Raw genomic sequence first — 17059 nt, 5'->3', positions numbered from 1 at the left:
ACCGTCACTCTCACGTCATCGCGTCGGCGTGCGGCTCAGCCGTCGTGGGCGAGCCGCCGGACCGCCTCTTCGTACCGTTTGCGGTACTCCGTGCGCGCCGTGACCCGCAGCAGCGCTTCGAGGGCCCGGACCGCGCCGTCGTCGTAACCCGCGTGTTCCGCCTCTCCGGCCGCCAGGTCCAGCAGCCGGATGCCGTCGTCCTCCTCGCCGAGCGCCAGCCGCGCCTCGCCGCTGACGGTCAGCAGCAGCACCCGGCGCGCGACCTCCTCGTGCTCGGGGCCGAGGTCGAGCGCCGTGCGGGCGGAGTGCAGCGCCTCCTGCGGGCGGTTGGCGGTGAGCTGCATCCGGGCGAGGTGCTGCAGGGCGAGCATCTCGGTGTGCGCGTCGGCTTCCTCGCGGGCCAGGCCGACGGCGCGCGCGCAGCCCTCCAGCGCCGCGTCGAGCCCGCCCTGTTCGGCCTGCACGATGGCCAGGTTGATCAGCGCGGTCGCCTCGCCGAGCCGGTCACCGGCCTGCCGGGCGAGGGCGGGCGAGCGCTCCAGCAGGGTGACGGCCTCGGTGGTTCTGCCCTCCTCGGCCAGCACCCAGCCCAGCAGATTGAGCACCCGTGACTCGGCGTAGGGATCGTGCTCGCTACGGGCCGAGTCCAGCGCCAGCTCCAGCAGCGGGGCCCAGCTGTCCCGTACCCGCCACACCACCTGCGGCCACTGGAGCAGGATGATCCGCCAGGCCCGGTCGTCGAGCCCGGCGGTCCGGGCCGCGAGGGCGGCCAGGGCCAGGTCGTCGCGCTCCGCGGCCAGCCAGTGCATCGCCGCAGCCCGGTCGGTGAAGTCCCTGACGGCGGCGGGGCTGCGGTAGCCGTCCGGCAGGACGAAGCAGGGCTCACCGCCGGGTTCGGCCGTGTCGGCTGCGGCGAGCGCCGTGGCGATGTAGTGGTCGAGGACACCGATGAGCGCTTCGGGCCCGGACGCGGGGTCCAGGCTGCGGGCGTAGAGGCGTATCAGATCGTGCAGCACCCAGCGTTTGGGCGCCGTCTCGATGACGAGGTGGGCGGTGGCCAGCCGTTCCAGCGCCGTCGCCGCGACGACCGGGTCCGTACCGGCCAGTGCGGCGGCGGTGTACGGGTCGAAGTGGCTGCCGGGGTGGTGGCCGAGCCGGGAGAGGTGGTGGACGGCGTCCGGCGGCAGCTGCTGCACGGTCAGCCGCAGCGCGGCCGAGACACCGGTGTCGTCCACGTCGAGGTACGTCAGCCGGCTGCGTTCGTCGGCCAGTTCGTCGGCCAGGCCGGCCAGCGTCCGTTGCGGACGTCCCGCCAGCCGGGCCGCGGTGACCCGCAGGGCGAGCGGCAGCCCTCCGCAGAGTCCGGCGAGCCGGCGGGCCGCCACGGGTTCGGCGAGGACCCGTTCCTCGCCGAGCACACCGGCCAGCAGGGCCGTGCTGTCCTGCGGTTCGAGAATGTCGAGCGGGACGGGACGGGCCGCGTCCGAGGCGATGAGGCCCTCCAGTCGGTGCCGGCTGGTGACCAGCGTGACGCAGTCGGTGCCGCCCGGGAGCAGCTGCCTGACCGTGGCGGAGCCGCGGGCGTTGTCGAGGACGACGAGCAGCCGGCGCCGGTCGGTCAGGGACCGGAAGAGCGCGGCCGCGGCGGGGGCGGACTCGGGGATGCGGCGCGGTGCGACGCCGAGCGCCAGCAGGAACTCCCGCAGGACTTCGATGAGCGTGGGCTCACCGGTGTCGCTGAACCCGCGCAGATCGGCGAAGAGCCGTCCGTCCGGGAAGGCGGCGGAGTTCCGGTGCGCCCACTGGAGGGCCAGCGCGGTCTTGCCCACGCCCGCCGGTCCGGTGACCAGACAGACAGGTGCCTCGCCCGCCGCGGCCCGGCTGAGCGCGGCCAGTTCGGCGACCCGTCCGTGGAAGCCGCGGGGCGCGCGGGGCAGCAGGTCGGTGGGGTGCGGTTCGCCGACGAGGGGCTGCGGGACGGGGGAGCGGGGAAGCGGCGGGCCGAGGGTGCTGTCCGCACCGGCCCAGGCCTCCGCCACGGCCCGGGCTTTCACACCCGCCCCGGCCTCCGTACCAGCCTCGGCTTCCGCCACGGCCCCGGCTTTCACACCCGCCCCGGCTTTCACACCCGCCCCGGTCTCCGTACCGGCCTCGGCTTCCGCCACGGCCCCGGCCTTCGCACCGCCGGTCGAGTCGTCCGGGCGGTCGGCCGGCGCATCCGGGCCGGGGGTGCCGCGCAGGATCAGCGCGTACGCGTCGGCGAGTTCGTGTCCGGGGTCGATCCCGAGCTCGTCGGCGAGCAGCCGCCTCGTGCGGTGGAACCAGTCCAGGGCCTCCGACTGACGCCCCGCCCGGTACAGCGCCGTCATCAGGGCCGCCGCCAGCGACTCCCGCATCGGATGCGCGACCGCTTCCGCCCGCAGCACCGCCGCGGCCCGGCTGTGTTCCCCCAGCGCCGTGCAGGCGTGCGCCAGTTGCTCGACGGCCGCCAGCCGGGACTCCTCCAGTGAGTGCGCGGCGGCCTGCAGCGGCGGACCGGTGAACGCGCCGGTGAGCGCCGGGCCCTGCCACAGGGACAGGGCCTCCTTGAGCATCAGTACGGAGTCGGCGGGGCTGCGCTGCTCCCGCGCCAGCACCAGCAGCTCCTCGAACCGCTGGGAGTCCAGCAGGGTCTCCGGCAACCGCAGCACATACGCGTCGCCGAGCGTGACCAGTTCCACCCCGTACGCCTCCGCGTCCGCGCCCACCAGGAGGGCGCGGAGCCGGGAGACATGGCCCTGGATGACACTGCGGGCGTGCAGCGGTGGTTCGTCGTCCCACAGGGAATCCGTCAACCGGGTGATGGATACAGGTGTGTTGGCGGACAGCAGCAACGCGGCCAGCAGGCTGCGGCGTTTGGCGGGGCCGAGGGGCAGCGGCCCGGTACGCGTGTCGACGGAGACGGTGCCGAGCAGCCGGAACTCCACGTACGGCTTCCCTTCCGGGCGGGGTGCACCCGTGGTGGGGGCACGGGCAAAGTCCCAGGATATCGAGGGTGCCGCGGAGTCGACGAGGGGTTACCACCGGGTCGGCGGGGCGCGATCCGACAGGCGTCGTGGGTCAGGGGTAGCGGCGCTCGTCCTCGGACACGACCGTGGTGCCGGGCGGCACGACCATCCGGCGGCGCCGCGCGATGCTCGCGTAGACGAAGACCCCGATGATGCCGACGATCATCATGATCCAGCCGACCAGGCCGACGTTGACGGTGTCCATCTTCCAGTCCGTGGCGAAGGCCGGTACCGCCCCGGCGCCGATGAGGATGATGCATCCTCCGAGCCCCATGATTCCCGCCTCCTCGACGGCCCGGCGGTTCCGGGCCGGTGTACGGATCGCGTACACGGCCCGGTGACGGCCAGGCCCGGGACCGTGGTCGGGGCGAGGCCGTCAGCCCGCCAGGAACGCCGCCAGCGCGTTGGCCAGCAGATACGGATCGTCCGCGCCGCACAGTTCACGGGCGCTGTGCATCGAGAGGATCGCGACACCGATGTCCACGGTCTGAATGCCGTGCCGCGCGGCGGTGATCGGGCCGATCGTGGTGCCGCACGGCATCGAGTTGTTGGAGACGAACGTCTGCCACGGCACGTCGGCCTTCCGGCACGCCTCCGCGAACACGGCCCGGCCGCTGCCGTCGGTCGCGTACCGCATATTGACGTTGACCTTGAGGATCGGTCCGCCGTTGACCACCGGGTGGTGGGTCGGATCGTGGCGCTCGGCGTAGTTGGGGTGGATCGCGTGGCCGGTGTCGGAGGAGAGACAGACGGTCCCGGCGAAGGCGCGGGCGCGGTCCTCGTACGTGCCGCCGCGGGCGAAGACGGAACGCTCCAGGACCGTGCCGAGCAGCGGTCCGTCGGCGCCCGTGTCGGACTGCGAGCCGTTCTCCTCGTGGTCGAAGGCGGCCATGACCGGGATGTACGGAAGCTCGGCGTCCGGCTGGCCGGAGACGGCGGCGAGCGCGGCGGTCGCCGCGTGCACGGAGAGCAGGTTGTCCATCCTGGGCCCGGCCAGCAGCTCGCGGTCCCGGCCCAGGTAGGCGGGCGGCTCGACGGGGTGCGGCATCAGGTCCCAGCCGGTCACGTCCTCGGCGGCGACGCCCGCCTCCTCGGCGACGAACCGGATCAGGTCGCCCTCCTCGACCTCCCCGAGCCCCCAGATCGGCTGCATGTGCTTCTGCCGGTCGAGCTTCAGGCCGTCGGGGTTGGCCGACCGGTCCAGATGCACGGCCAGCTGCGGTACGCGCAGGAGCGGCCGGTTGATGTTCACCAGCCGGTGCGTGCCCCCTCGCAGCGAGATCCGGCCGGCGAGGCCGAGGTCCCGGTCGAGCCAGGTGTTGAGGAGCGTCCCGCCGTAGATCTCCACGGCGACCTGCCGCCAGCCGTACGCGCCGGTGTCGGGCAGCGGCTTGACCCGCAGGTTCGGCGAGTCGGTGTGCGCCCCGACGATCCGGTACGGGGTGTGGGCCGTGGCGCCCTCGGGCACGTACCAGGCCACGATCGCACCGCCGCGCAGGACGTACTTCCCCCCGCTGGTGCCGTCCCAGGCCGCGGTCTCCTCGACCTGACGGAACCCGGCCTTCTCCAGCCGCTCGGCCGCGGTGGCCACGGCGTGGTACGGGGAGGGGGAGGCCATCAGGAAGGCCATCAGATCGTCGGTGTGGCCGCGGTCGAAGCGGAGGGAGGAACTCATGTTCTTCACTGTAACGAGGCCGGACCGGCCGGATTCACCGTCGTCCCGCGGCGGCGCCGCGGCGCCACCGCGGAGACCGGGGCGCGCGCGGGGAGACCGGCCCTACAGCTGGTCGATGGCGGTCAGGTCGATGTCGATGTCGTACGGGGCGGAGAGCTTCAACCGGTCGTGGTGGACGCCGGTGGAGACGTATGTCTTGTTGACCGGGTCGAGTGTGTACGTCCAGACCACGGGCCGGTCGTTCTCGTCGGCCATTTCGACGAGCCAGAAGTGCTCGATGCCTGCGCCCGCGTACTTGTGCGGCTTGGTGTCGCGGTCGCGGTCCTCGGAGTCGGGGGATACGACTTCGACGGCGAGCAGGACGTCGGCGGCGTCGTAGCGGGTCTGCCGCTGGTTCACCGCACCTTCTTCCCGCACCACGACCAGGTCGGGTTCCGGGGCGTTCCGCTTGCCGAGCACGATGGCCATCTCCCGGCGCACGCGCAGATCGGCGGGTACGTGCGTGCGCAGGCCCTGTTCCAGCAGATACATCGCCAGCGTGTGGAAATTGCGCTGCGGACTCACGAAAACCAGGCTCCCGTCGATCAGCTCTGTGTGCGGCGGGAGGTCGTCAAGCGTGAAGAAGTCGTCCACGGTGTAGCCGTCCTCAGGCGGGACCGGCCACTTGGATGTCTCGCGCCGCAGCTGCGACGCCTCGGGCAGTGCCTCGGCGGTCATGGTTCCTCCCATGGACGGGATTCTGGGCCCTGCAGCCAGCGTACCCAGCTGATACGACAGCACCGCCACCCGAAAGCGTGTCCGGGTGACGGTGCGTGTTGACGATCGTGAGCGGGGCCGGAGGCTAGAACGCGGCCTCGTCGAGCTCCATCAGCGAGTTGTCGACGGACTCCGCGAGCGCGCGCTCGGTGGAGACGCCCGGCAGGACGTTCGCGGCGAAGAACTTCGCGGCGGCGATCTTGCCCTGGTAGAAGGCGACGTCCTTCGCCGTGGCGGTCGGCAGCTTCTCGGTCGCGACGGCCGCGCCCTTGAGCAGCAGGTAGCCGACGACGACATCGCCGGAGGCCATCAGCAGGCGGGTGGTGTTGAGGCCCACCTTGTAGATGTTCTTGATGTCCTCGCCGGTCGCGGTCAGGTCGGTGATCATCGTGCCGACGATCGCCTCCAGGTCCACGGCGGCCTTGGCGAGCGCGTCCAGCGCGCCGGACAGCTCCTCGTTGCCCTGGGCGCCGGCGAGGAACTTCTTGATCTCCTCGGAGAGGGCGTTGAGCGAGGCACCCTGGTCGCGGACGATCTTCCGGAAGAAGAAGTCCTGGCCCTGGATCGCCGTCGTGCCCTCGTACAGCGTGTCGATCTTGGCGTCACGGATGTACTGCTCGATCGGGTACTCCTGGAGGTACCCGGAGCCGCCGAACGTCTGGAGCGACTGCGCCAGCTGCTCGTACGACCTCTCGGAGCCGTAGCCCTTCACGATCGGGAGCAGCAGGTCGTTGAGGCCGTGCAGCGCCTTGGCGTCCTCGCCCGTGGCCTCCTTCTCCTGGATCGCGTCCTGGACGGTGGCGGTGTACAGCACGAGGGAGCGCATGCCCTCCGCGTACGCCTTCTGCGTCATGAGCGCGCGGCGCACGTCGGGGTGGTGCGTGATGGTGACCTTGGGGGCGGCCTTGTCCATGAACTGCGAGAGGTCGGTGCCCTGGACGCGCTCCTTGGCGTACTCCAGCGCGTTCAGGTAGCCGGTCGACAGGGTCGCGATGGCCTTCGTGCCGACCATCATGCGGGCGAACTCGATGATGCGGAACATCTGGCGGATGCCGTCGTGCCTGTCACCGATCAGCCAGCCCTTGGCCGGGTGCTGGTCGCCGAAGGTCATCTCGCAGGTGTTGGACGCCTTGAGGCCCATCTTGTGCTCGACGTTCGTCGCGTACACGCCGTTGCGCTCGCCCAGCTCGCCGGTGGTCCAGTCGAAGTGGAACTTCGGGACCATGAAGAGCGAGAGGCCCTTCGTGCCGGGACCGGCGCCCTCGGGGCGGGCCAGCACGTAGTGGATGATGTTCTCGGACATGTCGTGCTCGCCCGAGGTGATGAAGCGCTTCACACCCTCGATGTGCCAGGAGCCGTCCTCCTGCTCGACGGCCTTCGTGCGGCCCGCGCCGACGTCCGAACCGGCGTCCGGCTCGGTCAGCACCATCGTCGAGCCCCACTGCTTCTCGACGGCGATCTCGGCGATCTTCTTCTGCGCCTCGTTGCCCTCCTCGAAGAGGATGCCGGCGAACGCCGGGCCCGAGGAGTACATCCACACGGCCGGGTTCGAGCCGAGCAGCAGCTCCGCGTAGGACCAGATCAGGGAGCGCGGCGAGGTGGTGCCGCCGATCTCCTCGGGCAGGCCCAGACGCCAGTACTCGGAGTCCATGAAGGCCTGGTACGACTTCTTGAAGGTCTCCGGGACCGGCGCGGTGTTGGTCTCCGGGTCGAAGACCGGCGGGTTGCGGTCGGCGTCGGCGAAGGAGTCGGCCAACTCGTTCTCCGCGAGACGGGCGACCTCGTCGAGGATGCTCTTCGCCGTCTCGACGTCCATCTCGGCGAACGGGCCGGTGCCGTACGTCTTGTCGCGCCCGAGGACCTCGAAGAGGTTGAACTCGATGTCGCGGAGATTCGACTTGTAGTGCCCCATGGAAGGCTCCGTAATCAATAGCAGTGGCGCGCGGCGCCCCGGGGAGGGGGTGCGGGCCGGGTGGGCGACGAGCTGGCGTGGGTATATCAGCTGACCTCTACGATGATGCTACCCGCCAGTAATAAGACGCAACCCCTCAAGGGCCCGATGTGGCCGATTACTCTTTGCGGTATGTACGGCTACGACCAGAACCCGGGTGCACAGCAGCAGATGGGCGGCGGCTACGGCGAGCAGCCGCTGTATCCCGAGCCCTCGCCGCCCTCCCTGGGGGACGCGGTACGCGCCTTCACCACCGGCTCGCTGTCCGCCGAGGACTTCCAGCAGATCTTCGCGACGTCGAAGGTCTACTGCCCGCGCGGCGACAACCCCGGCTTCCTCGCGCTGCACAACACCCAGCAGCCGGTGATCCCGATGTTCACCACGCTCAAGGAGCTCCGGCTGTACGCGGGCAAGGAGTCCAAGTACTTCGTGATCACCGGGGCCGAGGTGATCGACCTGCTGCCGACCGGGTACGGCTTCGTCCTCGACATGGAGGGTGAGCACCGCATGGTCTTCGACGCCAAGGCCGTGGAGCAGATGGTCGACTTCGCGATGCGCCGTATGTACGGCTGAGATCCGCTCTTCGTTCCCGAAGGGGCCCGTACCGCCAGGTACGGGCCCCTTCTCGTCGTCCGGGCGGCGCGCGGGAATGAATGACGCCTTGCAGGATGTTCACCATTCAACTAAATTGGGCTCAGGACAATCCCGGAGGTGGCTCCCATGCCCGCAGTGACCGTCGAAAACCCGTTGACCCTGCCCAAGGTCGCCGCCTCGGGCGACGCCAAGGCCCGTCCCGTGCTCGCCGTCACCACGGCGCCGAGCGGATTCGAGGGGGAGGGCTTCCCGGTTCGCCGCGCGTTCGCCGGGATCAACTACAAGTACCTCGACCCGTTCATCATGATGGACCAGATGGGCGAGGTGGAGTACGCGGCCGGAGAGCCGAAGGGCACCCCCTGGCACCCGCACCGCGGCTTCGAGACCGTCACGTACCTGATCGACGGAACCTTCGTCCACCAGGACTCCAACGGTGGCGGCGGCACCATCCGCAACGGCGACACCCAGTGGATGACCGCCGGGTCCGGCCTCCTGCACATCGAGGCCCCGCCGGAGTCCCTGGTGATGTCGGGCGGCCTCTTCCACGGCCTCCAGCTCTGGGTGAACCTGCCCAAGGCCGACAAGATGATGGCCCCCCGCTACCAGGACATCCGCGGCGGTCAGGTCCAGCTCCTCGCCTCCCCGGACGGCGGCGCGCTGCTCCGCGTCATCGCCGGTGAGCTCGACGGGCACGAGGGTCCCGGCATCACCCACACCCCGATCACGATGATCCACGCCACCGTCCGTCCCGGTGCCGAGGTGACCCTGCCGTGGCGCGAGGACTTCAACGGACTCGCGTACGTGCTCGCCGGGCGCGGCACCGTCGGTACGGAGCGCCGCCCCGTCCACATGGGGCAGACCGCGGTCTTCGGCGCCGGTTCCTCGCTGACCGTCCGCGCGGACGAGCAGCAGGACGGCAACACCCCGGACCTGGAGGTCGTGCTGCTCGGCGGCCGTCCGATCCGCGAGCCCATGGCGCACTACGGGCCGTTCGTGATGAACAGCCAGGCCGAACTGAAGCAGGCGTTCGAGGACTTCCAGGCCGGCCGCCTCGGCACGGTGCCCGCCGTCCACGGAATGTGACCCGCGAGGCCGGCGTGTGACAGTCCGTCACCCGTACGGCCGCGCAAGCGGGACATCGCACCCGCGCCGTGATCGGGTGGGAGGGTGCAGACCCCCAAACCCCTCCTGCCCGACGGCGCGCGGCGTGCCGCCGCCTGGTGCGGTGTCGTTCTCCTCGTCACCGGGGTCGCGGCGGTCGCCGTCTGGCTGTGCGTCATCTTCAAGACGGCGGTCACCCCCGTGCTGCTCGCGCTGCTCGGCACGGCGCTGCTCGGGCCGGTCCATCGTTGGCTGACCGGCCGCGGACTGAACCGCTCACTGGCCGCGGGGCTCACCTGCGCCCTGCTCGTCGCGGTGGTCGGCGGCGCCGGATACATCGTCGTCACCGCGCTCGTGGACACCGGCGACCAGATCGTCCGCTCGCTGAAGGACGCCGGGCAGTGGGTCGTCGACCACTTCGGGATCAGCAAGAACACCAATGTGGACGACCTCATCGCCAACGCCCGCACACTCTTCGAGAAGTTCGGCGCGAGCGCGGCGGGCGGACTCCTCTCCGGGATCAGCCTGATCGGCTCGCTGATCGCCACCAGCATCCTCGCCCTCCTGCTGACCTTCTTCTTCCTGCGCGACTCCGACCGGGCCGCGGGCCTCGCCCACTCGATCGCCCCGCGCGGCACCGGGGACCAGGTCGAGGCCATGGGGCGGCGGGCCTTCGAAGCCGTCCAGGGCTTCATGCGAGGCACCACGTTCATCGCCCTGATCGACGCGACCTGCATCACCGTCGGCCTGCTGATCCTGAGCGTCCCCGGCGCGGTGGGGCTCGGTGCGCTGGTTTTCGTCGGCGCCTACATCCCCTATCTCGGGGCCTTCATCTCCGGCGCGGTCGCGGTACTGGTGGCGCTCGCCGACCGGGGGTTCGTGATCGCACTCTGGGCGCTGGGGGTGGTGCTCGCCGTGCAGGTGCTGGAGGGCCACGTCCTGCAGCCGATGATCCAGAGCCGTACGGTCCAGATGCACCCCGCCACCATCATGATCGCGATCACCGCGGGCGCCAGCGTGGCGGGACTGCTGGGCATGCTGCTCGCGGTGCCGGTCTGCGCGGCGGCCTTCGGCATCGTCGGCGAACTGCGGGGGGAGCGGGGAGCGGAGGGCGAGGGCGGCGAGCCGGGTGGCCCGGCGCGCTCCCCGGCCCCGCCCGACGCCTGACCGGGCGGCCGACGTCCTTTTGGACCGGGCGGCCGACGTCCTTTTGGACCGGACGGCGCCGGCCCGTCCTCGCCCGTCCAGCGTTCGAGGGCGGAACCGCTGCGGCGGAAGCCCGTGCGGGCGTGACCGTTCACGGGAAGAGCCCCTGCGGGCGTGACCGTTCAGGCCGAAGCCTGTGAGGGCGGAATCGCCGACGCGGAGAGCCTGTGAGGGCGTGACCGCCCAGGGGGAGAGGCCGTGCGGACGGGACCGTTCAGGCCGAAGCCCGTGCGGACGGGACCGTTCACGGGAAGAGCCCGTGCGGACGCGACCGTTCACGCGGAAGCCGCGAAGGCGACGACCCGGCTCTCAGCCCGCCTCGTCCGGCCCCGGCTCGTACAGCTCGAACCAGATCGACTTCCCCGCCCCCTGCGGATCCACCCCCCACGCATCGGCGAGCATCTCCATCAGCACCAGCCCCCGCCCGCTGGAAGCCATCTCCCCGGGCCGCCGACGGTGCGGCAGCTCGTCGCTGGCGTCGGCCACCTCCACCCGCAGCCGCCGTTCCCCGGGCTCCCCCGTCGCCTCGGCGACCATCAGCGCGTCCCCGTCCGTGTGGACGAGCACATTGGTGGCCATCTCGGAGATCATCAGCACCGCCGCGTCGACCTGCTCCGGATCGGCCCAGTCGTGGAGCAGTTCCCGCAGATGCTGCCGGGCCGCCGCGATCCGCTCCGGCTCCGCCTGCGCGATGGTCAGCGCGGTGCGCCGCGCGGTCTCCTTCGGCGTCGCCCCGTCGCGCCGCAGCAGCAGCACCGCGATGTCGTCCTCCCGGCGGTCCGCCAGCGGCCCCGTCGTGTAGTGCGACGTCGGCCCGTGCACGGCCTGCACGAGGGCGTCGGCGAGCTTCTCCAGGTCGTCCGTGTGCTGCTCCAGGATCGGTCGCAGCCGGATCCAGCCGGTCGCCAGATCGTGGCCGCCGGTCTCGATCAGCCCGTCGGTGCAGAGCATGATCGTTTCTCCGGCCTCCAGGGTGAGCCGGGTCGTCGGGTAGTCGGCGTCCGCCTCGATGCCGAGCGGCAGCCCGCCCTCGGTCTGGCGGATCATCGCGGTCCCGTCGGCGGTCATCACCACCGGATCGGGGTGCCCGGCCCGCGCGATGTCGAGAACGCCGGTCTCGGGGTCGGCCTCCGCGTACAGACAGGTCGCGAAGCGCGCCCCCGTCCCCGCCCCGCCCTCGTACGCGTCGGTGAGGCCGGAGAGGAACCGGGACGCGCGGGAGAGCACCGCGTCCGGGCGATGGCCCTCGGAGGCGTACGCGCGCAGGGCGATCCGCAACTGGCCCATCAGGCCCGCGGCGCGCACGTCGTGGCCCTGGACGTCACCGATCACGAGGGCGATGCGGCCATTGGGGAGGGGGATCAGGTCGTACCAGTCGCCGCCGACCTGGAGCCCGCCACCCGTCGGGACGTAGCGGGCGGCGACCGTCATCCCCGGGATCTCGGGGCCGAGCGACGGCATCATCGAGCGCTGGAGTCCCAGCGACAGCTCGCGCTCCGTCTCGGCGACCCCGGCACGGGTCAGGGCCTGGGCGAGCATCCGGGCCACGGTCGTCAGTACGGCACGCTCGTCCGGCGAGAACGACACCGGGTGCCGGAAGCCGGCCATCCAGGCACCCATGGTCCGCCCTGCCACGATCAGCGGCAGAAAGGCCCAGGAGCGGCGGCCGAAACGGCTGGCGAGCGGCCAGGTGGCCGGGTAGCGGCGGCTGTACTCCTCGGCAGAGGGCAGGTAGATCGCGCGTCCCGTCCGTACGACCTCGGCGGCCGGATAGTCGGTCTCCAGCGGCATGTCGTTGAACGGACCTTCGTCTCCCGCGCTGTGTCCGTGGTGCCCGATGATCGTCAGCCGCTCGCCCGAGATACCGAAGACCGCCAGGCCGTCCGGCGAGAACCCGGGCATGGACAGCGAGGCGGCGACCCGCAGCACCTCCGCGGTCGACCGGGCCTCGGCCAGCGCCCGGCCCGCGTCCAGCAGGAACGCCTCACGCGAGCGGCGCCAGTCCCCGGTGATGGGGGTGTGCGCCCCGGTGGTGCCCGGCTGCGGCTCGGCGACCTCCTGGAGCGTGCCGACCAGCACGTAGGACGTGCTGCCGGGCGCCTCGGGCGGGAACGGCTTGGAACGGCTGCGCACGGTACGCAGCACCCGGCCGTGCTCGTCCACGATCCGCAGCCGGGCCTCGGCGAGGGTGCCCTCGGCGACCGCGAGATTCACCACTCCGTAGATCTCGTTCCAGTCGACCGGATGGAAACGGGAACGCACCGCGGACTCGCGGAAGACACCGGCCGCGGCGGGCAGCTCAAGCAGCCGGGCCGCCTCGGCATCGAGCGTGACGGTCCCGGCTGCGTTGTCCCAGCGCCACAGACCGGTCGCGGTCGCGGCCAGGACGTCCTCGGTGCGCATTGCCCCACTTTAAGAAGGTCTGCGCCGCGAACGCCACCGAGGGCGGCAGTCCACGTCCCGTCCGGTCACGGGGCCGGAGCCCGCCCGTCCCGTCCGGATGATCTTGAAATGTCAATGTCAATGATTCGATGCGGGTGCGGGCGGTAGCCTGGGGAGGCTGAATCCACCCCGAACCGCGAAGACTGGATGAACGAGAATGCATCGGTACAGGTCACACACCTGCGGCGAGCTCCGCGCCTCTGACGTCGGCACCGACGTCCGGCTGAGCGGCTGGCTGCACAATCGCCGAGACCTGGGCGGCATCCTCTTCATCGATCTGCGCGACCACTACGGTCTGGTGCAGCTCGTCGCCCGTCCCGGCACCCCCGGCAACGAGGCCCTGGCGAAGCTCACCAAGGAGACCGTCGTACGGATCGACGGCAAGGTCTCCGCGCGCGGCGCCGACAACGTGAACCCGGAGCTCCCGACCGGCGAGATCGAGATCGAGGTCACCGAGGTCGAGGTGCTGGGCGAGGCCGCCCCGCTGCCCTTCACGATCAACGCCGAGGACGGGGTCAACGAGGAGCGGCGCCTGGAGTACCGCTTCCTCGACCTGCGCCGTGAGCGCATGCACCGCAACATCATGCTGCGCTCGGCCGTCATCGCCTCCATCCGCGCCAAGATGGTGGCCCTCGGCTTCAACGAGATGGCGACCCCGATCCTCACCGCGACCTCTCCCGAGGGCGCCCGTGACTTCGTCGTCCCGTCCCGCCTGAACCCGGGCAAGTTCTACGCCCTGCCCCAGGCCCCGCAGCAGTTCAAGCAGCTGCTGATGATCTCCGGCTTCGACCGCTACTTCCAGATCGCGCCCTGCTTCCGCGACGAGGACGCCCGCGCCGACCGCTCGCCGGGCGAGTTCTACCAGCTCGATGTCGAGATGTCGTTCGTCGAGCAGGAGGACGTCTTCCGGCCGATCGAGAAGCTGATGACCGAGCTCTTCGAGGAGTTCGGCAACGGCCGCCACGTCACCTCGCCGTTCCCGCGCATCCCGTTCCGCGAGGCGATGCTGAAGTACGGCAACGACAAGCCGGACCTGCGCGCCCAGCTGGAACTGGTCGACATCTCCGACATCTTCGCCGACTCGGAGTTCAAGGCGTTCGCCGGCAAGCACGTCCGCGCCCTCCCGGTCCCGGACACCGCGGGCCAGTCCCGGAAGTTCTTCGACGGCCTCGGCGACTACGCCGTCCAGCACGGCGCCAAGGGCCTGGCCTGGGTCCGTGTCGGCGAGGACGGCGGCCTGACCGGCCCGATCGCCAAGTTCCTCACCGAGACCGACGTCAAGACCCTCACCGAGCGTCTGTCCCTCGTCCCCGGCCACGCGGTCTTCTTCGGCGCGGGCGAGTTCGACGAGGTCTCCAAGATCATGTCCGCCGTCCGCGTCGAGGCCGCCAAGCGCGCCGGCCACTTCGAGGAGGGCGTCTTCCGGTTCTGCTGGGTCGTCGACTTCCCGATGTACGAGAAGGACGAGGACACCGGCAAGATCGACTTCTCCCACAACCCCTTCTCGATGCCCCAGGGCGGCATGAAGGACCTGGAGGAGAAGGACCCGCTGGACATCCTCGCCTGGCAGTACGACATCGTCTGCAACGGCATCGAGCTGTCCTCCGGCGCCATCCGTAACCACGAGCCCGACGTGATGCTCAAGGCCTTCGAGATCGCCGGTTACGACCGCGAGACCGTCGAGCACGAGTTCGCGGGCATGCTCCGCGCCTTCCGCCTCGGCGCCCCGCCGCACGGCGGCATCGCCCCGGGCGTCGACCGCATCGTGATGCTGCTGGCCGACGAGCCCAACATCCGCGAGACGATCGCCTTCCCGCTCAACGGAAACGCCCAGGACCTGATGATGGGCGCCCCGACCGAGCTGGACGAGTCCCGCCTGCGCGAACTGAACATCCAGCTCCGCAAGCCGGCCGCGTCGGCGAAGGACAAGACGGAGAAGTAGCCGCACGCCGCTTGTCCCGGTTCCACGTGAAACAGCCCCCGGCCGGATGGCCGGGGGCTGTTCGCTGAGCGCGCCCGCGCCCGGCCTCGCCGGCGCCGCCCGCCCGGAGCGCTCAGCTGCTGATGCGCGTGTAGGTGAGGAACACCGCGCCGCTCTTGAGGACGGTGTGGTCGGTGAGTGTCCAGGTGTGCGGGTCGAAGGTGGCCTTGCGGGAGAACAGCGGGATTCCGTCGCCGATGGTCAGCGGGCCGATCTTGAGGATCAGCGTGTCGATCTCGGTGTACAGGGAGCCCGCCAGCTCGGCGCCACCGAGCAGCCAGATGTCTTTGCCGTCCTGCTGCTTGAGCTCGCGCACGGTCGCCACGGGGTCGTCGGCGACCAGTTCGACGGCCGGATCCGGGCTCACGGTCAGGGTCCGGGAAAATACCAGGTGACGCAGGTGGGGGTAGGCATCGGTGATTCCGGCCGCAAGGCCGATCTCATAGCTGCGCCGCCCCTCAAGCACCGTGTCGAAGTGCGTGCCCCCCGCAGTGACGGACAGTGCCTGCCGAGCCTGGACGGGCAGCGTCTCCGGATACTCGGCCACGAGATGCTGGATGTAGTCCGCCGGTATGGGCCAGAAGCCGTTCGGACCGGTGGGGTCCGCGCCGTCCGGGCCCGCGATGAAGCCATCGAGAGTGGTGGCGATGTAGTGGACGAGTCTGCGCACGCCGTGTCCCTTCCGTCGGTCCGCTGCCGCGGTGCGGCCTCGGGGCCGCCGTCTGGGTGCCAGGGTGCGAGACCGCTGAGTGATCATCACACCGGGCCGACTGCGCGAGCACCGCAACGTCAATTCTTGTGAACATTCGCCCGCGCGCCGGGCCCAGCGGCTGCTGAAACCAGCCAAGAAACGCAGTTGTTCGAAGTGAGCGGAGCCGAACCCCGCGTGCGCGGGGTGCAGATCGCCGGCGCGGACACGGGACTCGGCGGAGGTCTACGACACCCGCACGGGCACGAGGTTCGCGGGATCGTCGAGCCAGACCTGCTGACCCCACCGAGGGCTGACCGTGAGCCCGTACCGCTCGAATCCCGGTTCCCCCTGCTCCTTCCACCACCGCATGACGATCTCGGCCTCGTTCCACAGACGACGCGGGCCCGACTGCACGATGTCGTACTCGGAGCGCCCTCTCTCGAAGTCGGCGGTGGCCCACGACGATCCGGCCATGTCGAACAGCCACAGCCGATAGGCGCCTTTCTTTCCCCGGTCCACGCGACAGAACAGGTCCGGTACCCGCACGCCCAGGGTGAACATGTGATGCCAGCCGCCCATGTCGTCGGGCGAAAGGCTCGACACCCCTCTGTCGCCGCGCGCCGGCCACTCCTCGTCGCCGAGGTAGTCACGCGTCGGCGGGAAGGTCTCGCGTTGGTCCCGTAAGCGCATGAAACGAGGACGCGACGAACGGCCCCTGCGCCGAACCACTGTCGCCGACCGTCAGCCGGACGATCCCCTGCCCGCCGTACGCAGGCCCCCACGGAGCGACCACGACCGCACCGGGCCGTGACTGCTCCACCCACGCGTAGGGGACAGTGGCGATCGAACAGGTCGCGATCACCCGGTCGTACGGGCCGCCCTCGGCGTAGCCCTTCGCACCGTCACCCACGACGGACACCGGCGTGAGCCCCGACGTGGCGAACCGGCGCCGGGCCTCCTCCGCGACGGCCGGGTCGACCTCGATCGTCACGACGTTGTCGGGGCCGAGCCGATGTGAGAGCAGCGCGGCATTCCACCCCGTGCCGGTCCCGATCTCCAGGACCCGGTTTCCCCGCTCGACGCTCAGCTCGCGGAGCATCGAGAAAACCATCTTGGGCATGGAACTGGACGACGTGGGCGACCGGCCCTTGTCCGGGCCCGCCTGGGCGCTGTCGTCCCACTGCGTCGTCAGGGGAATGTCCGAGTAGACCTTTCCCCACCATCCGATCGGGTCCGCGTTCCGGTCGACGCACTCGCCCTGGCGCGTGCCGCTCGCCTGGCCCGGCCACACCCTGTCGGGCACGAACGAGTCACGGGGAACCTCCGTGAACGCCGGAAGCCAGTCCGCGGACAGCGCGCCCTTCTCCGCGAGCACGGAGGCCAGCCCACCCGGGCCGACCTCCTCGATGTCGTGCTCGGTCACTTGCCGTCCGCCGGGCCCTGGCCGTCCGAAGTGTTGCCGCCCTCGTCCGAGCCTCCCCCGCCGTGCTTGTTGCCCGAGTCGCTGTCGTCCTGCGGGTTGCCACTGTCGGCCTGGGTGATCCACGGAGTGCTGGCGTTCACTGTTCCTCCTCGGTTTGATGCCGGATCTTCTGTGATCCGCCTCGGCTGCGTG

At 70.7% G+C, this 17059-nt stretch carries 14 protein-coding genes; 4 read left to right on the top strand and 10 right to left on the bottom strand.

The features are described from left to right. Nucleotides 1-35: 35 nt before the first annotated feature. From ACZ68L_RS20645 to ACZ68L_RS20625, 5 genes are all read right to left on the bottom strand, one after another. Nucleotides 36-2966, bottom strand: a complete 2931-nt coding sequence (locus ACZ68L_RS20645; RefSeq protein WP_469578915.1) for an AfsR/SARP family transcriptional regulator — start codon at nucleotides 2964-2966, stop codon at nucleotides 36-38. A gap of 133 nt (nucleotides 2967-3099) precedes the next feature. After that, complete coding sequence (locus ACZ68L_RS20640; RefSeq protein ID WP_469578913.1) at nucleotides 3100-3321, bottom strand: DUF6458 family protein; 222 nt, start codon at nucleotides 3319-3321, stop codon at nucleotides 3100-3102. A 102-nt stretch (nucleotides 3322-3423) separates the two neighbouring features. Beyond that, nucleotides 3424-4722 (bottom strand): M18 family aminopeptidase, encoded by a 1299-nt coding sequence (locus ACZ68L_RS20635; protein ID WP_469578911.1) that lies wholly within the window; start codon nucleotides 4720-4722, stop codon nucleotides 3424-3426. Nucleotides 4723-4824: 102 nt separating this feature from the next. Continuing rightward, a complete protein-coding gene (locus tag ACZ68L_RS20630; protein ID WP_469578910.1) occupies nucleotides 4825-5451 on the bottom strand; it encodes a Uma2 family endonuclease in 627 nt (208 codons plus the stop codon). A 112-nt stretch (nucleotides 5452-5563) separates the two neighbouring features. Then, nucleotides 5564-7390, bottom strand: a complete 1827-nt coding sequence (locus ACZ68L_RS20625) for an acyl-CoA dehydrogenase (RefSeq protein WP_469578908.1) — start codon at nucleotides 7388-7390, stop codon at nucleotides 5564-5566. Between the two features lie 171 nt (nucleotides 7391-7561). Between ACZ68L_RS20625 and ACZ68L_RS20620 the strand changes: the two genes are divergently transcribed. The 3 genes from ACZ68L_RS20620 to ACZ68L_RS20610 all read left to right on the top strand — a co-directional run bounded on the left by ACZ68L_RS20620 (nucleotide 7562) and on the right by ACZ68L_RS20610 (nucleotide 10291). Further along, on the top strand, nucleotides 7562-8002 hold the full coding sequence (locus ACZ68L_RS20620; RefSeq protein ID WP_072487501.1) for an SseB family protein: 441 nt from the start codon (nucleotides 7562-7564) through the stop codon (nucleotides 8000-8002). Between the two features lie 147 nt (nucleotides 8003-8149). After that, nucleotides 8150-9106 (top strand): pirin family protein, encoded by a 957-nt coding sequence (locus ACZ68L_RS20615; RefSeq protein WP_469578906.1) that lies wholly within the window; start codon nucleotides 8150-8152, stop codon nucleotides 9104-9106. An 84-nt stretch (nucleotides 9107-9190) separates the two neighbouring features. Then, nucleotides 9191-10291: an AI-2E family transporter gene (locus ACZ68L_RS20610; RefSeq protein ID WP_469578905.1), complete on the top strand. Its 1101-nt coding sequence runs from the start codon at nucleotides 9191-9193 to the stop codon at nucleotides 10289-10291. Between the two features lie 348 nt (nucleotides 10292-10639). Here ACZ68L_RS20610 and ACZ68L_RS20605 read toward each other — a convergent pair whose 3' ends face one another. Further along, nucleotides 10640-12733 carry an ATP-binding SpoIIE family protein phosphatase gene (locus tag ACZ68L_RS20605; RefSeq protein WP_469578903.1) on the bottom strand — a complete coding sequence of 698 codons (2094 nt, stop codon included), beginning with the start codon at nucleotides 12731-12733 and terminating at the stop codon, nucleotides 10640-10642. A 196-nt stretch (nucleotides 12734-12929) separates the two neighbouring features. Between ACZ68L_RS20605 and aspS the strand changes: the two genes are divergently transcribed. Beyond that, nucleotides 12930-14714, top strand: coding sequence for an aspartate--tRNA ligase (gene aspS, locus ACZ68L_RS20600; RefSeq protein WP_469578901.1), 1785 nt, complete (start codon nucleotides 12930-12932; stop codon nucleotides 14712-14714). Between the two features lie 112 nt (nucleotides 14715-14826). On the opposite strand, the gene ACZ68L_RS20595 is transcribed toward aspS, so the two are convergent. The 4 genes from ACZ68L_RS20595 to ACZ68L_RS20580 form a co-directional block, all read right to left on the bottom strand. After that, nucleotides 14827-15423, bottom strand: coding sequence for a dihydrofolate reductase family protein (locus tag ACZ68L_RS20595; protein WP_469573372.1), 597 nt, complete (start codon nucleotides 15421-15423; stop codon nucleotides 14827-14829). Between the two features lie 264 nt (nucleotides 15424-15687). After that, nucleotides 15688-16134 carry a hypothetical protein gene (locus tag ACZ68L_RS20590; RefSeq protein ID WP_469578899.1) on the bottom strand — a complete coding sequence of 149 codons (447 nt, stop codon included), beginning with the start codon at nucleotides 16132-16134 and terminating at the stop codon, nucleotides 15688-15690. Further along, nucleotides 16091-16867 (bottom strand): methyltransferase domain-containing protein, encoded by a 777-nt coding sequence (locus tag ACZ68L_RS20585; protein WP_469578898.1) that lies wholly within the window; start codon nucleotides 16865-16867, stop codon nucleotides 16091-16093. The genes ACZ68L_RS20590 and ACZ68L_RS20585 overlap by 44 nt, the downstream gene beginning before the upstream one ends. Next, nucleotides 16864-17007 (bottom strand): hypothetical protein, encoded by a 144-nt coding sequence (locus ACZ68L_RS20580; protein WP_469578896.1) that lies wholly within the window; start codon nucleotides 17005-17007, stop codon nucleotides 16864-16866. The genes ACZ68L_RS20585 and ACZ68L_RS20580 overlap by 4 nt, the downstream gene beginning before the upstream one ends. Nucleotides 17008-17059 lie beyond the last annotated feature (52 nt).

The sequence above is a fragment of the Streptomyces sp. NPDC104309 genome (assembly GCF_055584025.1).
The sequence above is the reverse complement of the archived record's forward strand: the minus strand, read 5'-3'. Positions and strand labels throughout refer to the sequence as shown.